This window comes from Okeania sp. SIO2B3 (assembly GCF_010672525.1).
Taxonomy (GTDB): Bacteria; Cyanobacteriota; Cyanobacteriia; order Cyanobacteriales; family Microcoleaceae; genus Okeania.
The window spans coordinates 1-22156 of sequence record NZ_JAAHGH010000067.1; the positions used below are offsets into that span (position 1 = coordinate 1).

Below are 22156 nucleotides of genomic sequence, written 5' to 3' on the forward strand. Positions count from 1 at the left end.
GAACGAGAATAATACCGAGAATTTGCCCGGTCTAAACCAAGTAAATAAAAATCCGGAAAAATTCAGTCAAGATAAAACCTTTGAAAACCAAGAATTAGAAACAGAAAAATATCTTGATTCAGTAATTGAGGAGAAATCAAGTCAATATATAGAACAGGAAAAATTCACAGTAGAGCCAAATCAAGAAATTATTGAGTCTGATGAGAAAAATGAAATTCAAGCTACTAATTTAAATCTAATTCCAGAGCAAAAATTTGAGAGGAACGAGAATAATACCGAGAATTTGCCCGGTCTAAACCAAGTAAATAAAAATCCGGAAAAATTCAGTCAAGATAAAACCTTTGAAAACCAAGAATTAGAAACAGAAAAATATCTTGATTCAGTAATTCAGGAAAAATTCACAGGAGACCAAAATCGAGAAATTATTGAATCTGATGAAGACTATGAAATTAAAACTGCTAATGTCAATCTAATTCCAGAGCAAAAATTTGAAACTTTCCAGAATAATATCGAGAATTTACCCAATCAAAATCAAGTCAATAAAAATCAGGAAAAATTCAGTCAAGTTGAAAATTTTGAATGCCAAGAATTAGAGCCAGAATTTCCCCAGAAACTATTAAAATATCCCGCAGCAGAAACTTATAGAAATCAAGCCAATACTGCTATTGGACAAGGAAATTTAGCAGTAGCGATCGCTCGCTGTAAAGAAGCTTTAAAAATTCAACCGGGTTATGCTCCATGTTATGTAACTTTAGGAAATGCTTTTTACAGACAAAATAATTTATCAGCAGCTTTACGTTCTTATCATCGGGCATTAGAAATTGAGCCGGAAGTTGCAGAAGTTTATGGAAATGTGGGTAGTGTATATTTGCAGTTAGGTCAATATAAACAAGCACTGTTTTATTATCAAAAGGCTGTTGATTTAAAACCTGGTTTGGCTGGTATTTATTGGAATATTGGTAAACTATTTCAATATTTAGGAAAGGTTGATGAAGCTCTGGAATCTTGGGGAAAAGCATTAGAAATTCAACCAGATATAGTAGAGGCAGATTTTCACTTTAAATTAGGCAATACCTTAGTTAAACTGAGTAGAATTAATGATGCAGTTAGAAGTTATCAAAGAGCTATTAATCTCAAACCAGATTATACCGAAGCTTATAGTAATCTAGCTAATATTTTAGGTAAACAAGGAGATAGAGAAGCAGCAGCAAAATATTATCAGAAAGCATTAAATATTAATCCAGAACTCAAACACTTACATGAAAAAATAGCTAATAATTTTTTGCTGAAAGGAGACTACGACCAAGCAATTTATCATTATCAAATAGCCATTCAATATAATCCTAATTCCTATGATGCTTATGCCAACTTAGGAACAGCACTTTCCAATAAAGGATTATTAGAATCAGCATTAGAAAAATATCATCAAGCATTAGAACTTAAACCAAACTGGGCAGAAGTATATTCTCGCATCGGACATATTATTAAACAAGAAAAAATGGAAGAAGCGATCGCTTTATTTGAAAAAGCTATCGAAGTTAAACCACAATTTGTTGAAGCTCATCAACAATTATGTGATTTACTGAGTCATACAACTAAACTTGCCCATGCTAGAAAAGCAGCCGATAATTTTTGTAATTCTTGTGGAGAAATAGCTCCTATTCTTTCAGGTACTGCCTTTTTATTTGCCTACTTTCAATCTGGAGTAAGTGATATGGCAAACTCCAAGCTTTCAGAAGTAGAAAAAATTTGTTATCAAAGCTGTGAAACCTTCAGCGAACTAGAAATAAAACTACTCTATGAAATTTTCTTATTTTCCGTACCTCACCTCCGGGATAACTTAGAAGAAAACGCTAAAATTTACAAATTAATAGCCAAACAATATTATCAAAATAGAGTCAAAAACTATCCAACTCCAAAAACTCATATTTCTACTTCCCAACCTCTAAAAATAGGATTCCTTTCCAAACATTTTCGCCGTCATTCAGTAGGTTGGTGTAGTGAAGCTTTAATCAGAGAATTATCTCAAATTACACCTCACATTCATCTATATATTACAGGTCCGTTGAAGAGAGATGACATTACTCAAAGATTTGAACAAATGTCTGTCAAAACCTATTGGCCGAAAAAGTATCCTAATGGGTTTCCATCCTACGAAGAAATTGTCGAACAAATATTAGAAGACAAATTAGATGTAGTAGTAGATTTAGATTCAATGACATTGCCAGTAAATGTACATATTATCCATGAAAAACCTGCACCAGTCTGTGTTTCTTGGCTAGGTTTTGATGCACCCTATATTTCTGAAAATAATTATTTTTTATGTGACTCGTATACTCACCCCGAAGGAAGAGAAAAATATTATCTAGAAAAATTAGTTAGATTACCAGAAACATCTGTAGCTGTGGGTGGGTTTGATAGTCATTTGGTTGATAGAAATACTGCTAGAAATAGTATCGGTATTGACTCAAATAAGATGGTTTATTTGTGTATAGCACCGGGACGAAAAACGAATCCAGAAATGGTACGCGCTCAATTAAAAATTTTGCAACATACACCAGAAAGTATATTAATTCGTAAAGGTCAGGGAGATGTAGATATAATTTATCAAACTTATCGTCAAGAATCTGAAAATTTAGGGGTAGACTTTAATCGAATTATCTTTTTAGGACAAACTCAAACAGAAGAAGAACATCGAGCAATTTATCAGATAGCGGATGTTTTATTAGATTCTTATCCCTACAATGGAGGTACTCATAATTTAGAAGCTTTATGGGCAAACTTACCAATAATAACTAGAGCTGGCGAACAATATTTGTCTAGAATGGGTTACTCATTTTTGCAAAATGTAAATTTGGATATAGGAGTAGCTTGGAGTTGGGAAGAATATACAGAATGGGGAATTAAATTAGGTAAAGATTTAGGTTTAAGAAATTCAGTGCGGGAGCATTTGCAAAAGTCAAAAAATCCAGATAATTTAGCGCCTTTGTGGAATCCTAAAAAATTGGCAAAACAGATTTATCAGGTATTTGTTGAACTCAGAAATAAGTAGGGCTTGCTGATTAAATCTAAAAGCATTGACATATAAAGAAAAGTGCCTTTTTGGTGCTTTTAAAAAGTACCTGGTTTTCAGCTCTTCATGCTCAAAAAGGAGCGTATTTTAGGCGCACAGTTGGGCAGAAAAATCATTCTTACAATTCTTACTCCTACCTCTTCGCTCATTCCCATTTCTCCTGTCTCCTGTCTCCTGTCTCCTGTCTTCTACAAAGAGCAAAAAGACTTTCCATAAGCAAACCCTAAGTAACAAGGAAGATGGAAAAGGTAGATGAGGAATTGGCTGAACTTTAGGAAAATTAATCACAGGAATTGAAATGATTTACCCCTAATTCTGGGAAAGCTGACAGAAAAAAGATAATAACGTATTAGTTATCAGATTTTAGATATAGGTCTGGATAGAACTTCTTTTGAGTGATGATTTACTTTGAGTTAACTGCAACGTCTTAGTTATCAGATTTTAGATCGAGCTCTCTCGCGTACGCCTCCTGAGTTAACTATATATTTGGACCTAACTATAACGTCTTAGTTATCAGATTTTAGATCGAGCTCCCTCGCGTACGCCTCCTGAGTTAGGTTCAAATATGTAGCTAACTATAACGTCTTAGTTATTAGATTAAATATTGGTCTCTCGCGTACGCCTCCTGAGTTAACTACATATTTGGACCCAACTATAACGTCTTAGTTATCAGATTAAATATTGGTCTCTCGCGTACGCCTCCTGAGCTGACTATTGCTTCAACCCAAACGTCTTAGTTAAATTTTGACACTTAACTTCTGACTCAGGTGGGTAAATATCACTTAATCTATAGTTGAGATTCATCACTCAATTTTATTGCTTTTTAAAATTTAACTTAACAGGCAACTTTTTAGTCCCTACAGAAAACTAACTACATATTTGGACCCAACTATAACGTCTTAGTTATCAGATTAAATATTGGTCTCTCGCGTACGCCTCCTGAGCTGACTATTGCTTCAACCCAAACGTCTTAGTTAAATTTTGACACTTAACTTCTGACTCAGGTGGGTAAATACCACTTAATCTTAAGAATAGTTTCGTCACTCAATATTATGACTTTTCAAAATTAAACTTACAGTTAACTTTTTACAACTGCTCCAACAGACGAACATACTCTTTAGCAGTCTCCCTCCAAGTCCAATGAGAAAAGCGTTTATCTACTTCTTCAGCAGACAACTTACTCTTAGGATGTAGAATAAATTTCTCCATACAATTTGCTAAAGCATCCACATCACCAACCGGGAAAAAATCTACCATATCCTCACATTTATAAAGTTCTACTTGTTCCTCAAAAACTTCTAAGTCTGACACAATAGCAGGTATTCCTCTAACAACTGCCTCAGATAAAGCCAAACCAAAACCTTCATACTTAGAAGGAAAAACTACACAGGAACATTTCCGATACCATTTTTCCACATCTTCATCAGAGCAATATCCTAACCCCTCAAAATATTCCTGCATTATATTCTGATTATTCTGAGATATTTCCTGACATTGATTCAAATAATCAATATACTCTTGACTATTAGCTTGCTGAGATAAACTAATATTTCCTGCAATCAAATTATCCGTTTCTTTACCAATCAAAACTATTTTAAACTTCAGATTTTTTTGAGCAAGCTTAATACCTGCTTTTAACAGAGTTAAGTGGTCTTTATAAACACCAAAAGAAGAAGGCAAATAAAATATTGGTAATTCATCATTAGATTCATGGGAATTTTCTGCTAAACCCAATAACCTTTGTGAAGGTGAAGCATTTGACTTAGTAGGAAAACCTGATATGGGTACAGGTGTTATTTTGCCACTAAATTCAGGAAAAACCGAGAGAATATCCTTTCGTGTTTTTTCAGAAATAGTAAAAACAATATTGACCTTTTTCAACCATTCTAATAAGCTTAAATCGTATTCATTAACATAAGATTCTGGATAAGTTAGTGGTGAAAATCTCCAGAACATATCATGGGTGATCATTGCTAAAGGAATATCAAGATTGGGTGGATTTAATCTATTAGCCAGAAAGTACAAACAATGAGTAGCTTGATAACGACTAGCTAAATATTTGAGACTAAACTCAGTCTGATATTTACGACGGAGACGCTTAAAAAAAATTTTAACTTTTTGTGCCTTAACATTAGCTGAGAAAGACGAAAACTTATCAATTAAAGAAAGTATTCGAGATTGTAAAGATTTAGGAGGTAATATAAATGATTCGTATTTAATTATTGGAGATTTAGGCAACTTTTCTTGAAAATGAGGAATATCTTTTTTTTGCAAAATTAATATGATTTCCTCTACTTCGTCAATTTCAATCCATTCTTCTACCGTTCCACAAATTACCCGTTCTATTCCACCTTTACGATAAAATTCAATAGGAAGTATAAGTTTCATAGTTGCTCCAAAATTTACTATTTTTTTCTCTTTCTATAGCAATTTCCATATTGGTAAGGTACAAAATTTTAGGTTTGAGGGAACAGGGAACAGGGAATAAAGAGACAAAAATATAACTGTACCTCACGACCTTGGGAAACGCTATATCAATTATTAACTAAACTAATTATTGTTCAGATAGTAAAAATATTTTTTACCGAATAATTATGGTTTTACAGCAAAAAAAAGAAAGAATAAGGAAGAATAAAGAAGGAAAAACCTGGCATTGTCTGAATTTTAAGCTTTTGATATATCCTAATTTTTCCTTCGACTGCTATATATGGTAAGAACTTAGAACTTTATTTCACAAGGTGGCGCATCTTCACTTTACTCATTCGAGCAAAAAAAATTAACCGAATAATTAAAGTTTAAAGCCTCTATACAGGTGCGACACTAATTGTAAACCTACAGGGAAAAACAAAGAAAAAATCCTTTTAATTAATCCTCCTCTTTTACTCTTTTCAGAACAGGTAATTATTAATTGTTAAATCCTAAAGATTTGAATAATCTCAAATAATGGGCAAGTCATTTCAGTTATCAGTTATCAGTACCTCTGTAATAAGGAGGCAAGAAAATACGGAATTCTCTTTTTATTTATCCCCTTAAAAGGGGAGGCTTTAGACCATAATTTTTCGGTAAAATACTAAAGCTCACCTTCTGTAATTTTTACTACTATCTGACCACTGAATCCTCTTCTATTTACAAAATAGACGTAGTTATTACTACCTTACTAAAGAATAAGCTAGATATTTTTTAGCTAATTTTCAATACCAACTAAATATATAGCCTAGAGTTTATTTCAGTCATACTTCATCAATATTTTTCAACCACAATGGTGCTACCTGCTCCCAAATTTCATTCTTGACAGATTCCTGGATTTTTCCCCTCATATCTTCTAACTCTTGAGGATTTTTTAAAAGTTCAACTACTCTATAAGCTAAAGCCTCTTGAGTTTCCTTTACCTGGGGTTCGCCATCCACTTTTATACAGTAATCTTTCTCCTTTATTGCTGCATAATTAGTAGTGACAGGAACACATCCTACCATCGCTGACTCCCGCAAAGAAATACAGTCTATTTCTTCATAAGCACACCCATAATAATGAATAGCTGAAGTAGATTTTTCATACATTAATTGATTGTGACCCACAATACCATGTTCAATTACTCCTGGCTGCTCCATTAATTCCATCATTTTTTGCCTCCAAGGTATTAGTTTTTTACTATAGTCACGCTTAGTCCACCCATAATAAATATGTAATTCTGCCTCTGGAATTTCTCTTTTAATAATCGGCCATCCCCACATCAACATAAATTCTAAACCTCGATAATACCTCGAAGCATATACTAATCTATATGGTTGTTTTTGATTTTCACTCAGTTCTAAAACAGTAGAATCTGCACCATTATTAATAACTACGAACTTATCATCAGGTATGTCTGGTAATAAATTACGTTGGTAATAACTTTTGACAAAAATTTTATTATATGGCTTTAAATATATAGGATCGAATGTAATTATATCGTGCCAATCAAACCAGGTTCTTTGAGCTTTAGCATAGGGAGGTAACATCTTAGGATGTCGCCACATAATCAAAGTATCAAAGGTATCGTACCAGTTAATTTTGTCATAATTAACATACTTAACTCCTCCATAAATACCCTCTTTGTCTTCACAATTAGTAAAAACTGTAACGTCATAGCCTTGCTTGACCCATTCTCTAGTCAAAAAGAAAACTGCACTATCCGAACCACTAGCACCCTTAGTTTTAAGATCGGATTCTAGTACTAAAAAACGCTTTCCTAGATAATATACAATTGACTTTTCCGGCCATTTTTTAGCAGTTAGTTTTTTAGTTAAGTCATTAGCAAAGGGAATTTGAGATTTAATCCACTTTTTTATAGGTGTTAACATAATATGCTCTAATATCAACTATAAAATCACAATCTTTGAAGAGATGTTGCATCTTTTTTTGCTATAGTAGTTGTTTAATATTCACTAAGTAGTTAATTTATATAATTCAGAAAAAGCATCTACTACAAAAAAATTATTCTTGATTACACTCAACCCTGTGTTAGAATCATATCACAAAATAGATGAATAAGTTCTAAGATAGATTATCTAGTTATCAAGGTTTACTCCAAGTTGATTAACATAGTATAGTCTGTATGTCAATAATTATTTTGTATTTGAAATTAGTAGGCAACAAGAAAAAAAATATTAGAGGTATCAACTATGTTAATAAATGTACTTGAGGAAAACCTATATAGTTAATAATTTATTGCATCTGTAGATGTTTAGTGAAAAATAAAAGAGACTATCTTCAATAGAAGAAATAATTTTTAGCTATATGAATCGGAGGAGATGTCTTGGCGATCGCCAAAAACCTCTAAATACTACTAATACTAAATATCATTCTGATTCGAGAAAATCTTTATTGTTAACAGCACAAGGAAAATTAAAAAATCTACTGGGAGTAATTAACTGTGGCGACTAAGAAACTACTCGATAGTTTTAATTCTAAATTAACTGCTTTAAAACAAAGAATAACACCAAAAATATGGTCAGAAAATTCAATAGTTTACTACACTGGTAACACTTCTTATGAATGGTCTCCAGAAAGTTTAAAAACAGGATTAGGAGGTGCTGATGCCAGGATTGTTTTTCTAGGCAGAGAATGGGTAAAGTTAGGTTATAAAGTTGCTGTCTATAATAACTGTGGCAATAAAGAAGGTATCTATGATGGAGTAGAATATCATCACTATTCAAAATTTAATCCTTACGATAGTTTTGATACTCTAATTATGTGGCAATTTGCCTGGAGAATTAAGTTTCCCATTAAAGCAAAAAGAGTCTGGCTAGATTTGGGTTCGGTATTGTTGCCTAGAGAAGTTACTTATGAAAAATTAAAACACTACGATAAAATTTTCTGCAAGAACAATTATCACCGTTCTTTATTACCAGAAATACCTGACAATAAAATTGCTATTATCCCCAATGGAATAGAACCATCTTTCTCATCTCTTTATCAAAATTCTAAAGAGCCTAACAAAATTATTTATGCTTCTAATTATATTAGAGGCTTAGAAAGAATGTTAGAATTTGGCTGGCCGATTATTAACAAAGAAATTCCGTCAGCAGAGTTGAATATTTACTATGGTTGGAGTAGTAAAGTCGAGGCAGATTGGAAAGAAAAAATGTTAAAATTAATGGCACAACCAGGAGTAACTGAACGAGGGAAAATAGGGCGAGAACAACTAATGCAAGAAAAATCAACTTCATCTATTCATTATTATGGTTGTACTTTTCAAGAGTTAGATTGTAATACAGTGCGAGAATCTGCCCTAGTAGGAGCAGTACCAGTAACAACAGATTATGCTGGATTAACAGACAAAAATTATTGTGTTAAAGTCCCTGGTCATCCTTACGAAAAAGAAACTCAAGAAGCATTAGCTTATAAAATAGTAGAATTGCTCAGAAACCCAGAACAAATTCAAGAAATCCGACAAAAAAATGTTGAGTTAGTCAAAGATGAAACCTGGGAAAATGTAGCGAAGTTGTGGTTAGCTGAAATATCATAGGGAGGTATTTTAATTATGACAATGCCAAATTTTTTATTAATAGGTGCTGCTAAGTCAGGAACTTCTTCTCTTTATTATTATCTGAAGCAACATCCTCAAATTTATATGCCAGCTTCTAGAGACCAAAAAGAACCAGATTTTTTTACTTTAGAAGGAGAAAGTAAAGAGCGAATTGGTCCTAATGGTATTCATTTTATGGGGAATGCAATTACAGATTTAGAAAGCTACCAAGAATTGTTTACTGGAGTAACAGATGAAATAGCAATTGGGGAAGCTTCTACTTCATATATATATAGTGAAAAAGCTCCACAGCGAATACATAACTATATACCTGATGCTAAAATAATTGCTATTCTCAGAGACCCAGCAGAAAGAGCTTTTTCTCACTTTTTATTTTCTCTAAGTAATGGTAGAGAACCAGAACCTGATTTTAAGAAAACATTAGAACAAGAAGATTGGCGAGTAGAGAATAATTGGAGTTTTCAATGGCATCATAAACGTCGAGGTTTTTATTATCTCCAACTCAAGCGTTATTTCGATCTATTTCCTCCTAATCAAATTAAGGTTTGTCTATACGAAGATATTAGAAAAGACCCTATTGCTTTAACTCAAGATATCTTTAAATTTTTGGGAGTAGATGATACTTTTGTTTTAAATGTGGCTAAAGTACATAACCCGACTAATGTACCGAAAAATCAAACTATAAATACATTGCTAAATCGTCCGAATCCAATTAAAGATAGTTTGAAATTATTTATGCCAATGGGAATTAGGAAAAAAATAGCAGGGACTATCAAAAAGAAGAATTTAGGTAAACCAAAATTATCTCCAAAAATTAGAAAGCAATTAATTGCAGATTATCGGGAAGATATATTAAAGCTTCAGGATTTAATTGGCAGAGATTTGTCAAAATGGTTAGAAGTTTAGTTCAACAATTAATAATTAATAATTAATAATTAATTATTACCTCTTCTTTCTAAGAATAGGATTGACTAAAAGGATCTTTTTTATTTTTTATCCATGAATGGAGAGGCTTTATACCTTTATTTTTCTGTAAATCAAAGATGATTTTTTTTAAATTACCAAATAAATAAATCAAGTTTCAAAGCTGCCTACTTGTTATAGGTAGTAATAACTGATAACTAATAACTGATAACTGAAATGACTGATTTACCCCCTATATATTTTTATCTTCCCCAAAAAGATTGGCTAGATGATATGCCAGATAAACCAGATGTTTACTGGGAAGAATTTGGCAGAGGCATATACTGTTGGACTTTACAAACCTATCTTTATCTTAAAGCAGATGGGTTTCCTTGTACTTTAGTAGGAACTATGCCAGATGAAGGAATTGTAATAGCTCATCGAGATTCTTTTCCATATAAATTAAGACCAACGCCAAAGGTTTTAATGGTCTGTATTAAACCAGATCGAAATCCTCATCCTTATGCTCAGTTACAAGTAGTTCAAAATCCTCAAGATGCCAAAAATTTCAGAAATAGTTACTATATTCCTCTATGGAGACAACCAGGATTAATTCCTCGTAATTCTGAAAGAGGCGATCGCTTTGAGAATATTGGTTATTTTGGCATTACTTCTAATTTAGCGCCAGAATTAAAAGCTGCTTCTTGGTCAAAGCAATTAGAAGAGTTAAGATTGAATTGGCAAATTATTCCTAGAAACCGCTGGTATGATTATAGTAATATTGATGCTGTTGTGGCTGTTCGTAATTTTCAACAGCAAGATTATACTCAAAAGCCAGCTACTAAGCTTTATAATGCTTGGCAAGCTGGAGTACCAGCAATTTTAGGTAAAGAATCAGCTTTTCAGTCAGAAAGGAAAAATGAGTTTGACTATTTTGAAGTTAGTTCAGTTGAAGATGCTATTGATATTTTGAAGCGTCTGAGGGATAATCCTCAGTTGTGTGAAAAAGTTAGAGAAAATGGTAAAGTTCGTGGGCAAGAAATTGAACCTCAAAATGTTGTTAAGCAGTGGCGTAATTTTCTAACAGATGTTGCTGTACCTGAATATCAGCGTTGGTTTATTGCTTCTAGATGGTCTCAACAGGTATATTTACAACGTTGTTATTTATTAATCAAATTTGATGCTTTGAAACAGAAATTAAGCTTGACATAACAATTTTCATATTAATTTCAGTTATAAGTGCCTATTCCTTAGTTGTATCTTTAATTTCCATCTATAAAATTTTAAACTAAAAGTTTACTTGTATATTTTTGCAAGCATATCTCTCAGGAAATTTTTGAATGAATTTTTTGGAGTTACCTCCCGTTTAAATTTTGTTAATCCTTCTTCATTAAACGACTGTAAATTTTCGATGAGTTTATAATCAATGGCATAATATTCATTAATTTCCTTTTTAATACTCTCTTCTATATCTTTAACTTCAATTTTCCTAGTAGTAGAAAGATTACTTTTTGGGAATTTTGATAAATTTACATCTAAAATATCTCTAATTTTTAGAAAATCTTCTAACAAAAATTCTTGCCTACACAAATAATCCACCTTAATAGACTTATCGTTAAGAGTAAAAAACATATTGTATTGAGGTTCCAGAAATTCTTTTGTTTTATTCATGTTCCAGAAATCATTAAAGCTTAAATCTCCTGTATATTGTTCTTTCCTCTTCAATGTTGGTCTGGAACGAAAATTGTACCAACTAACAACTCTTTTTACAGGATCTCTAATTATTCCCCACTTGAAAAATTTATCTAAGCTAAGTTCTTGATGTTCAAAAATCCAATTGAATCTATCGTATATTTCTTGTAGAGATAAATGCTTTCCTATTGGAGATCTTGTAATTCTTATATCTGCAATTTTACCAATGTAAGATGCTTCTACGGAAGATGATGCACATTTACGATTAGCAATGAAAATAAATTTATTATTTCCTGAATATTTAATGAGCATTTTTACTATCTAGTATTTTAAACATTCCATTCATAAGGTTTATTCAAATCTCCAACAATTCGATTAAACTCTTCAAGCTGTTCAGATGATAACTCGTTCTTCCATCGTAAATCTAACTTTAATTTCAAACCCATATTGTCATAATAGTCTCCCTGACGTTGTTGCACCTGATTTTGAACTGCGGTAGCTTCTTCATTTCTATACTTTAAAATCAAGGAACGAGTTCCTGTATTTCCAGCAATAGGATGGTGGTCATGTTTCCAATATTGAGCTATTTCTGGCACATATTTTATCTGTAAAAGCTGACATAAACTTTGTAAAGTTTCCTGATTTTCTGTGATAAATTTTTCATAACGAATAACCATTTTCCGTTCAGAAGGAAACTTATCAAAAAATTCATTAGTTTCTTTAATTCTTTTAGCCCACTGATGACTAAATTCCGTAGCTGTAAGTCCAGGAGTAATTCTCAATTTTGAACTCATAGTAGCTCTACCATCACGAACCATGTGAATGAGATAATTTTGAATTTTTCCCGCAGTAAACTCTTTAGCTTTATATCGTTCTTTCACCCAATCAACTTCTTTACTCGAATCGATTAAAACTGTTTTAGATAGTTTCTCAAAAATTGATGAGTAAGCATTAAATACTCCATCTAGATGGAATATTTCTCTAACTTTTTTTTCTAACTGAAGAGGAATTAATGGATTTAATCGGGTGTTACCTAAAACCGCAGTTAATCTATCTAGTTCTGTTTTAGTAAATTGTTGTTCCCAAAATGAGCAAGTACCCAAACATATACCACAAAGAGCTTGCTTTTTTTTATAATATCGATATAATTTACTAATTTCTCCTAGTGCAAAACATTCAGGGTGACTGCCCAAAATTAACATCAATAATGTTGAACCAGTTCTACCACTACCTACAATAGATACAACTTTTTTAGTCATTTACTCCTCATTCATTTCCTGACTTTTTTATAATGAAACAAAAACTTAAAAATTGTAATTAAAATACTTAATATCTTTATGATATCTTTCTTGAACTATTTCACGAATTTCATCATTATAATATTCTTGATAATTCCTGTGTTTGGATTTATGTGTGACATGAGGTAATTCCATATGTGACAAATTTAAGTTGCTCTTAAGTTGATTAAAGTCATTCTCTAAAGATTCAAACTTGCCAATGAAATCTACTATTATATTGCCCTCTTCATCCACCAAATAGTCTAATTGATTCCTCATATTTTTCATATTGTCTCTATGACTATTTTTGATAAAATCTTCAAAGCTATTGCAGTTTTTCAAGACATAAGAATAAAATTTACTGTTATTTGAACGATTAAGATATCGGTATTTTCTGTAGTTTCTAACAACTTTGTGCCATAAATTATAACTAGAGTAATTTTGGCTCATTTTTTCATCTAAACAAATTCCTAAAATCATGCTGTACCAAGATACTAATCTATCCCAAGGATTTCTCACAAAAGCAAATTTATAGTATTCATTCCATTTATCAACTCCCAATATATCTCTACCTGTTATGGCAGAACCATGTTTATGCTGAGTAACAAGTTTTTCTAAGTCAGGTACATTTTTCTTTAAAGTTTCTGTCAAACTTTGTCCTGCTGTTTTTTGTACATGAACAAAAATAAATTTATGTTTGTGAGATATTAGCATTTTGATTGTTTCTAAGTTATGAAATAATTTAATTCTTGTTTGAACAACAAAAAATATTTTGACTTTTAATTCCACTCAAAAGGTTTATTAGCTTCTCCCGCAATACGATCAAATATTTCTAGTTTTTCTGGTGCTAGCTCTCTTTGCCAGCGTAAATCTAACTTTATAGCTATATCTATATTATTATAGTAATCGCCATTGATTTTCTCTACTTTCTTTTCTATTTCCTGTCCTCGATAGCGACGAATCAGAGAATAAGCACCCTCATTACCAGAAATATCATAATGATCGTATTGCCAATATTCTATCATGGAAGGAACAAAATTTATATTAACAAAATTACAAATTTTTTCCACAGTTTGATGAGGATTACTCGCTAATTGTTCATAAGCAATCTCAATTCTTTTATTAGGATTAAATTTTTCAAAAAAATCATTTCTTAGTTTGTATTTTTCAACCCATTCTGTTGCTACCTTAGCCATATCCCAATGAGGATATTTTCTGAGATAAGAGTTAACAACAGCTCTACCATCACGAACTAAATGAATTAAATACGCTTCTACTTTTCCTGATGTAAATTCTTGAGCTTGAATTTTTTCTCCAATCCAAGGATAAGCTTTACTAGCATCAATAATAACCCTTTTATTATCTAACTTGGAAAACATAAAAGAATAAGGATTAAAAATCTCATCTTTTTTGAAAATTTGTCTAATTTTTTTCTCCAACTTTAAAGGAATATACTTATTTAAACGAGTATTTCCTAGAACACTAGCCAATTCATATAGCCCTTTTTCTCCAAAAGTTTTTTCCCAAAATTCAGATGTCATATTCACACAATCAATGGGCTTTTTTTGACGATAACGATTGGGAAGACCGACTAATTCACCTGCGGAAAAACAGTCTGGATGACTTCCTAAAATTAGGGATAAAAGACTAGATCCAGAATGCCCACTTGACATGATAAATATGACTTTTTTCTGCATAAATAATTATTCCTATAAATACAAAAATAAATAACAATAGTTTGTGATGAGTGTTGAACTTGATATAATCAAGGACAGTGGTTCAAATAAATTTTTATGACTAACGGCATATACACTGTAGCAAATGATGTTGTCTTCGATCAACTGGTAGCTCTACTCAATAGTATTGAGGTTAATGTTGATACTGATACTCCAGTTTGTGTTATTGCTTATGACAGTAATACTGCAAAAGTCCAAGCTGATATAGAAAAACGTAAAAATGTCCAATTTTTAGACAATCCAGAAATATTTGCCCCCTGGGAAGAATTTTCTTACGAAGCTTGGAAAGGTCATCCAAATGCTTTGAATATTTGGGCAGAAAAAGGGATTAAGGGAGTAAACCGAATTGGCATGAATCGTAGATATTGTGGCTTCGATCTTCAAGCTCCTTTTGAAAAGTTTATGTATTTTGATGCAGATATTCTGGTACTTAATTCTGTTGAATATATTTTTGAACAGTTGGATAAGGATGATTTTGTTGTCTATGATTTTCAGTATAAAGACCCCTCTCATATTTTTAATTTAGACTCGCCTAAATTGTTTGATGTTTTTCCTGAATCACGGATTAAATCTGAAATTTTTTGTGCGGGATTTTATGCAGGAAAAAGGGGTTTATTTTCTGAATCACAGAGGCAGTTTCTAGTAGAAAAGCTCAACTCTGGAGAAGGAGAAGTTTTATATACATCTGCTCCGAACCAATCTTTACTTAACTATATGAAAATGCGATTGGATATTCCTGTTTATAACTTTGGTCTTGATTTACCACCAGAAAAAAGAACAGGTTGTTCTGTAACATCGCCTCATTTTGAAGAAAGGGATAATGTACTATATGATAAAGGAGAAAGATTGACATATCTTCATTATATTGGAGTTTCTTCTAAAAGATTTGCTAGGCTTTGTCAGGGAGAAAATTTAGATTTTCCCTATCGAGATATTTTTCTCCACTATCGTTATCTCCATGAACCCGATAAAAGACCAAAATTTACAGGAAAACCAGAACCCTATAATCCGCCAGTAAACATAATGACTAAAATCTTCAAAAAACTGGGTTTAAATAGTTAAATAAAAAAAGATAAAAGAAATTTATATGGTAGATAAGAAACAGGGGAACGCTCAAACTATCTATTTGTGGAAAACTGTTCAATTTCTGATGATAATTTCTCGAAAATTACTCAAATTAACTGGTTAGTTAAAATTTGAAAATCTGCCAGTAAATATAATGATTGAAATCTGCCAAAAATTGGAGAGAAATAACTAAGGAAAAAAAAGATAAAAAGCATCTATTTATGTTGTCGTAAACTACTGGGGGAACGCTAAAATTATCTATTTGTGGAAAACTGTTCAATTTCTGATGATGATTTCCCGAAAATAGCTAAAATATACAGGTCAATTAGAATCTGATAATCCGCCAGTAAATGTAATGACTAAAATCAGCCAAAAACAGGATGAAAATAGCTAAGGGAAAAAGACGAAAGGCATTTATATTATTGCTAACTACAGGGCGATCGCTAAAATCATCCATTTGTGGAAAAGTCTTCTATTTATGATGATTTATTCCCGAAAATCGCTAAAATACACAGGGCAACTATAATCCGATAATCCCCAAGTAAATGTAATGACTAAAATCAGCCAAAAACAGGATGAAAATAGCTAAGGAAAAAAGATGAAAGCCATTTATATTGTTGCTAACTACTGGGCGATAGCTAAAATTATCCATTTGTGGAAAAGTCTTCTATTTATGATGATTATTTCTCGAAAATAACTAAAATTTACTGGTTAGTTAAAATTAGAGAATCTGCCAGTCAATATAATTCAGTAATATCTGCAAAGGATTGGAGAGAAATAACTAAGAAAAAAAAGAGAAAAAGCATTGATTTATGTTGTCTATGTTGTAGTAAAGTACTGGGCAATCGCTAAAATTATCTATTTGTAGATGTTAAATTTCAGATGATGATTTCCCGAAAATTACTAAAAGATACAGGGCAACTATAATCCGAGAATTCGCAAGTAAATGTAATGACTAAAATCAGCCAAAAACAGGGTTAAGATATCTAAGGAAAAAAATGAAAGGCATTTATATTGTTGCTAATTACTGGGCGAACGCTCAAGCAATCCATTTTTAGAAAAGTCTTATATTTCTGATAATTTATTTCAGAAAATAGCTAAAATTGACTGGTCAACTAAAATTAGAGAATCTGCCAGTAAATATAATGATGAAAATCAGCAAAAAATAGGAGAGAAATAACTAAGGAAAAAAAAAGAGAAAAAGCATTGATTTATGTTGTCTATGTTGTAGTAAAGTACTGGGCGATAGCTAAAATTATCTATTTGTAGATGTTCAATTTATGATGATTTATTACCGAAAATTACTAAAAGATACAGGGCAACTATAATCCGAGAATTAGCCAGTAAATGTAATGACTAAAATCAGCAAAAGAACAGGATGAAAATAGCTAAGGAAAAAAGATGAAAGCCATTTATATTGTTGCTAATTACAGGGGGAACGCTCAAACTATTCATTTGTGGAAAACTGTTCAATTTCTGATGATAATTTCTCGAAAATTACTAAAATTTACTGGTTAACTAAAATTTGAGAATCTGCCAGTAAATATGATGATTGAAATCTGCCAAAAATTGGAGATAAATAACTAAGGAAAAAAAAGATAAAAAGCATCTATTTATGTTGTTGTAAACTACTGGGCGAACGCTCAAATCATACATTTGTGGAAAAGTCTTCTATTTATGATGATTATTTCCAGAAAAAACAAAATTTACAGGGAAATCAAAATCTGAAAATCTGCCAGTAAATATAATCAGTGATATCTGTCAAAAACTAGGTGAAAAAAATCCAGATAAACAAGATGAAAGGAATTTTTTAATAATTCTTTCTCCAAAAAAATCAAAATTTGCAGGAAAATCAAAATCTGAGAATTTTCCAGTAAATATAATCAGTAAAATCTGCCAAAACTAGGTGGAAATAACTAAGGAAAAAATTATGAAAGGAATTTATATTGTCGCCAATGATAAAGTGCTTGATAATACGATCGCTCTGCTGAAAAGTATCCGATTATATGACACTGAGACTCCGATTATTATGATTCCTTTTGATGAAAATTATCAGCAGGTAGCAGAAATAGTTACGAGTAAATATGGTGTAGAAATTTATCCAAATTTAGAATTTGTAGATAATCTTTGCAATAATTTGTATAACATTTTTGGTCAGGGATTCTTCAATACTCCTAACAAACAAAAAAAACAAGCTTGTTGGTTCGGACCGTTTGATGAATTTCTCTATATTGATGTTGATATTGTTGTCTTTGAAAAAATTGCCGATAATCTCAAATATCTGGAAGATTATGATTTTTTGTGCTGCGACTATCAATATTTAAGTGGGATAAAAAATGTCTTTACATCCAAAGTTCTAGAAAATCAAATCTTTACTGAAGAACAACTTCAAGATGTATTTAATAGTGGGTGGTGGGCGTCAAAGAAAAACCTATTTACAGAAAATGAATTATATGAAACCTTTGCCGAATGTGCTGCCAATACTGAGTATTTTGACTTTTCCGAAAAAACCACAGACCAGCCAATTTTCAACTATATAGTATTAAAACATATTTCTCGGCGACTAAATCTAGTTAGACGGCCAGAAGGTAAAGGTCCAGGAAGTTGGGCAGGTAGTCCTCATTTTCAACAGGAAGGCGATCGCTTGATTGACCCTAAAGTAGGTAAACCTGTACAATATTTACATTGGGCAGGTTTTCGGATTGAACCAGGATGCCCTTATTGGGATATTTGGGAGCATTATCGATATCTGGGTGAAGCTAAACCTACTTACTATCCTCAAAAAACTGAAAAGGAAAAAAGTCCAGGAGAAAAATTTATTGATAAAGTCAAAAATATAGTTCGGCAAATTAAGAAAAGTTAGGGTCATTTCAGTTATCGGTTAGCCTTCTAGGTAGGAGTTGCCTCTCTTAGAGGAGCTATCCTACAGAATGCGGAGCATTCATGTCGCGAAGCGAAACAGTACTTCCGACTCAAGGCGAAGGTTGAAATCTGAAATTTCCTTTTTTATTCCTTTCAAAGGGGAAGCTTGAGACCTTATTTCTTGGTCATAAAGACAGAAGAATAATTTTTAATATATTTCAGATGATTTGGAGTCAGAAAAAAACCATCCCTAAAATAAATTTACCCCTTAAAGATATAGAGTAGTAAATCAAAAAAAGTTAAATAAAGAAGGCACAATTTTTTTTTTCAACAGGGATATATTGATAATTCAGATTTAGAAAAACTTGAAAGATTAAAAATATAGAGTTTCTCTAGAAGCATGATTTACACTTGTATTTTTTCCCTGTTACCTTTTCCTAGATTAGCTATTCCCTAAAACCTATAATTTTTTTTGTCCCTTACTTTTAATAACAATTGGTATATAAACCATTTCTCAAGTTATTTAAGTACTGTTTTGTTAGTTTATTTTCTATTCCCTGGAACCAGGTTTACTACTCCTTACTCCCTCAAACAAAGAAATTTTTTACCTCACTCAGAGATGAGATGGGAATTGGTATATAAATTTCTATTCTAGGATTTATTCAAGATATTTTTGAGTTATTATCCTTGTTATACCAAATTGAAATGAAGCTGCATAGAATAATATTTCAAGCAGAATTGACCGCAGATAGGAGTAGATAGAGATAGATAGATTTAATGAGTTTCATAATTCTATGCAACCTCATATAAAACTGGTATTATATTCAAAATTATTTCCTAATTTTGTCACTTCTTCAAATCAAATAATTTTAAGCATTTTTTATCGTTAAAATTTCTAGGTAAAAATATGACCGCCGAACAAAAAGATTTTTGTTTTTGTACATTGGCACTAGGGCAAAGATATCGCGATATAAGCAAAGAGTTAGCTAAAGATTTGGAAACTAATGCTCCAGGAATTTCACTGGTAATTTATACAGAGAAACCTGATGATTTTAGTAGCTATAAAAATGTCATGGCTTTTAAACATTATCAACAAGGTATTCTACATTGTTATAATGACAAAAGATTTCTCTGTCAGAAAGCAATATCATTATTTCCAGTAGCTATATATATAGATGCCGATACTAGAATTTTAGAATCACTACCAGAAGATATTGAATGGAAACCAGGAATAACTGGACGCCATAAAAAATTAGTAGAACACGTTTCAAAATATCGCGCTTCTAGTTTACCAATATTGAAAAAGTTGGCAGATAAGCTAAATATTTCTGATGATTCATTTAATAATTCTAGTTGGATAGGGGAGTCTTTATTTATTATAGTTAGAGATAATGGTAAGGAAATAGAATTTTTGGAAACTTGGGGGAAAGTTTCTAGGTATGCAGAATTAAAAGGAATGCACGCTGGAGAAGGTAGTTTAATGGGATTAGCTGCTGCAAAAGTGGGATGGGTTATTAATAGTGAAGCGTGGGAAAAACTTACTGGAATTACTCAACACTGGGATGCTTCTCGTAGTAAACCAAAAGCAAATTCTTGGGATAATTTACAAAAGAGGATGGGTTATCATTATCGTTTAAATAAAACTAGAATCATGGCTTTAAGAGATTTTGAATTTTATTATAGATGAGCAGTATAAAATCTGGTTGCTATAAACACCGAGGATAAAATATACAAACTAATTTTTAAAGCAAATATGATAACTTTGACAAAGATAGACAAAGATAATTGCCGCTGATTTACTGATTTAAAAAAATTGGTAATAAGTTCAATTTATTAGAAGAATATTTATATAGCAATTTTCATGCACATAGAAAACAACTATTACACATTACATCTTTAACTTATAGCAATTCCTATCTCTGAGTGAGGTACAAAATTTGTTTGTTTTAGGGAATAGTAATTCGGAAAACGGGAATAGAAAATAAGAAAAACAACTGTACCTCAGTAATATCATTCATCTTGAGAATAACCACAATAAAAAATTTAGGGAGCAGGGAGCAGGGGAAATTTTAAAAAATATTCTCGCACTTGAGATAAGAACGTTTTTATTATGGCTAATTAATCAGATTTGATATAACTTGAGAAACTCTAGATAAAACTTCAAATATACTTACTTATTTTGTTTTTAAGGGTTTTGAGATATTTTTAATTTTATTATGAGACCTCTTGCAAAAGTTTTAATTAAATCAATTCAATATCTGAAATCAACAATTTTGTCTCCCTATTCCCTATTCCCTATTTCCTGACTTCTGCAAGAAGTTTATTGTATTGTTAGTATCTTGGGTAGTGGTGCATTGTAATGGTACAGAGCATCTTGCTCCCGTTCTAAGTTTTCCTTGTCTCCACCTACCATTACGCGAGCAGGACTACCGTATTTTTAACTAACGAGTAAAGTGTTTACTCAGCACCTTACTCTATAAAGCTTTTTTCAGACAATAAATAAAAATCTAACTATAGAGAGACTTTACCCATTCCCACTCTCTTGATAACCCCTCTTTCAAAGAAACTTGAGGTTGATAACCCAAAATTTTCTGTGCCTTAGAAACATCAGCACTTGTATCACGAGCATCTCCCCTTGCTTTTTCTACAAAATTTTTCTTAATTGGACGCCCGACTATTTCCTCCATCATATTGATCACTTCTGCCAATACAACCCGACTACCCCCACCTACATTAAATACTTCACCCACTGCTTCTGGTACTGTACCTGCTAATAAGTTAGCTGCTACTGCATCGCTAACAAAAGTAAAGTCCCTTGTTTGCTGACCATCTCCATAAATAGAAATTGGTTCATCTTGCAATATCCACTTAAAAAATTTATGAAAGGCCATATCAGGTCTTTGCCGGGGACCATAGACTGTAAAGTAGCGTAAATATACACATGGTACACCAAAATTCTGATGGTACAACTTACCTAATCGTTCTGCGGCTAACTTAGTAATTCCATAAGGGGATACTGGTTGAGGACAAATAGTCTCAGGAGTAGGAAAAGTTTCAGCATTACCATATACAGAAGAAGTAGAAGCATAAACCAATCTTTTCAAATTAGGAGCATCTTTAGCCGCTTCTAAAATTATTTGAGTAGCATTAATATTACGTTCTGTATAAGCACGAAAACCTTCACCCCAACTAGCACGAACACCTGCTTGGGCAGCTTGATGATAAACTATATCTATATCTGCTAATAACTCTGACCAATTTAAAGATTGAATATCATTTTCTATTAGTTGGAAAGCGGAATTATCTTTAAATTGAGAAATATTCTGACGTTTCAAAACAGGGTCATAGTAATCATTAAATTGATCGATACCTATTACTTTTTCTCCTTGATTTAAAAGAGTTTCTGCTAAATGAGACCCAATAAACCCACCTACTCCGGTTACGATAATATTACTCATTTTTTCCTATATTCAAGTGGCTATTTTTTGCTGAAAGCGGGAGTCAATTTATCCTGATGTTG

At 31.9% G+C, this 22156-nt stretch carries 15 protein-coding genes; 8 read left to right on the plus strand and 7 right to left on the minus strand.

The window, feature by feature from the left end; translation table 11 throughout:
- On the plus strand, positions 1-3052 hold a 3052-nt coding region (locus F6K15_RS27295; RefSeq protein ID WP_293067002.1), incomplete at its 5' end, for a tetratricopeptide repeat protein.
- A gap of 1107 nt (positions 3053-4159) precedes the next feature.
- Here F6K15_RS27295 and F6K15_RS27300 read toward each other — a convergent pair.
- Positions 4160-5461 (minus strand): glycosyltransferase, encoded by a 1302-nt coding sequence (locus tag F6K15_RS27300; protein ID WP_293067005.1) that lies wholly within the window; start codon positions 5459-5461, stop codon positions 4160-4162.
- An 842-nt stretch (positions 5462-6303) separates the two neighbouring features.
- The gene (locus tag F6K15_RS27305; protein ID WP_293067007.1) at positions 6304-7413 is read right to left on the minus strand and encodes a glycosyltransferase family 1 protein; all 1110 of its coding nucleotides are present in this window, start codon (positions 7411-7413) and stop codon (positions 6304-6306) included.
- Positions 7414-7849: 436 nt separating this feature from the next.
- Between F6K15_RS27305 and F6K15_RS27310 the strand changes: the two genes are divergently transcribed.
- The 4 genes from F6K15_RS27310 to F6K15_RS27325 all read left to right on the plus strand — a co-directional run bounded on the left by F6K15_RS27310 (position 7850) and on the right by F6K15_RS27325 (position 11216).
- Positions 7850-7996, plus strand: coding sequence for a hypothetical protein (locus F6K15_RS27310; RefSeq protein WP_293067010.1), 147 nt, complete (start codon positions 7850-7852; stop codon positions 7994-7996).
- Entirely contained in the window at positions 7986-9080 is a 1095-nt protein-coding gene (locus F6K15_RS27315; protein ID WP_293067013.1) for a glycosyltransferase family 1 protein, read from the plus strand. The genes F6K15_RS27310 and F6K15_RS27315 overlap by 11 nt, the downstream gene beginning before the upstream one ends.
- A 15-nt stretch (positions 9081-9095) precedes the next feature.
- Entirely contained in the window at positions 9096-10007 is a 912-nt protein-coding gene (locus F6K15_RS27320) for a sulfotransferase (RefSeq protein WP_293067015.1), read from the plus strand.
- Positions 10008-10241: 234 nt separating this feature from the next.
- Positions 10242-11216: a glycosyltransferase gene (locus F6K15_RS27325; protein ID WP_293067018.1), complete on the plus strand. Its 975-nt coding sequence runs from the start codon at positions 10242-10244 to the stop codon at positions 11214-11216.
- A gap of 84 nt (positions 11217-11300) precedes the next feature.
- Here F6K15_RS27325 and F6K15_RS27330 read toward each other — a convergent pair whose 3' ends face one another.
- Genes F6K15_RS27330 through F6K15_RS27345 form a run of 4 tightly spaced genes read right to left on the minus strand, consistent with a single transcriptional unit; the run spans position 11301 to position 14670 of the window.
- Positions 11301-12008 carry a sulfotransferase family 2 domain-containing protein gene (locus tag F6K15_RS27330; RefSeq protein ID WP_293067020.1) on the minus strand — a complete coding sequence of 236 codons (708 nt, stop codon included), beginning with the start codon at positions 12006-12008 and terminating at the stop codon, positions 11301-11303.
- Between the two features lie 17 nt (positions 12009-12025).
- Positions 12026-12955 (minus strand): sulfotransferase, encoded by a 930-nt coding sequence (locus F6K15_RS27335; protein WP_293067023.1) that lies wholly within the window; start codon positions 12953-12955, stop codon positions 12026-12028.
- A gap of 45 nt (positions 12956-13000) precedes the next feature.
- Positions 13001-13762 carry a sulfotransferase family 2 domain-containing protein gene (locus F6K15_RS27340; protein WP_293067025.1) on the minus strand — a complete coding sequence of 254 codons (762 nt, stop codon included), beginning with the start codon at positions 13760-13762 and terminating at the stop codon, positions 13001-13003.
- Positions 13753-14670: a sulfotransferase gene (locus F6K15_RS27345; RefSeq protein ID WP_293067027.1), complete on the minus strand. Its 918-nt coding sequence runs from the start codon at positions 14668-14670 to the stop codon at positions 13753-13755. The genes F6K15_RS27340 and F6K15_RS27345 overlap by 10 nt, the downstream gene beginning before the upstream one ends.
- A 96-nt stretch (positions 14671-14766) precedes the next feature.
- Between F6K15_RS27345 and F6K15_RS27350 the strand changes: the two genes are divergently transcribed.
- From F6K15_RS27350 to F6K15_RS27360, 3 genes are all read left to right on the plus strand, one after another.
- Positions 14767-15771: an Npun_R2821/Npun_R2822 family protein gene (locus F6K15_RS27350; RefSeq protein WP_293067029.1), complete on the plus strand. Its 1005-nt coding sequence runs from the start codon at positions 14767-14769 to the stop codon at positions 15769-15771.
- A 1930-nt stretch (positions 15772-17701) separates the two neighbouring features.
- Positions 17702-18637, plus strand: coding sequence for an Npun_R2821/Npun_R2822 family protein (locus F6K15_RS27355; RefSeq protein ID WP_293067072.1), 936 nt, complete (start codon positions 17702-17704; stop codon positions 18635-18637).
- A 906-nt stretch (positions 18638-19543) separates the two neighbouring features.
- Complete coding sequence (locus tag F6K15_RS27360; protein WP_293067032.1) at positions 19544-20323, plus strand: hypothetical protein; 780 nt, start codon at positions 19544-19546, stop codon at positions 20321-20323.
- Between the two features lie 820 nt (positions 20324-21143).
- Here the strand turns inward: F6K15_RS27360 and F6K15_RS27365 are convergent.
- Entirely contained in the window at positions 21144-22094 is a 951-nt protein-coding gene (locus F6K15_RS27365; protein WP_293067034.1) for an NAD-dependent epimerase/dehydratase family protein, read from the minus strand.
- Positions 22095-22156 lie beyond the last annotated feature (62 nt).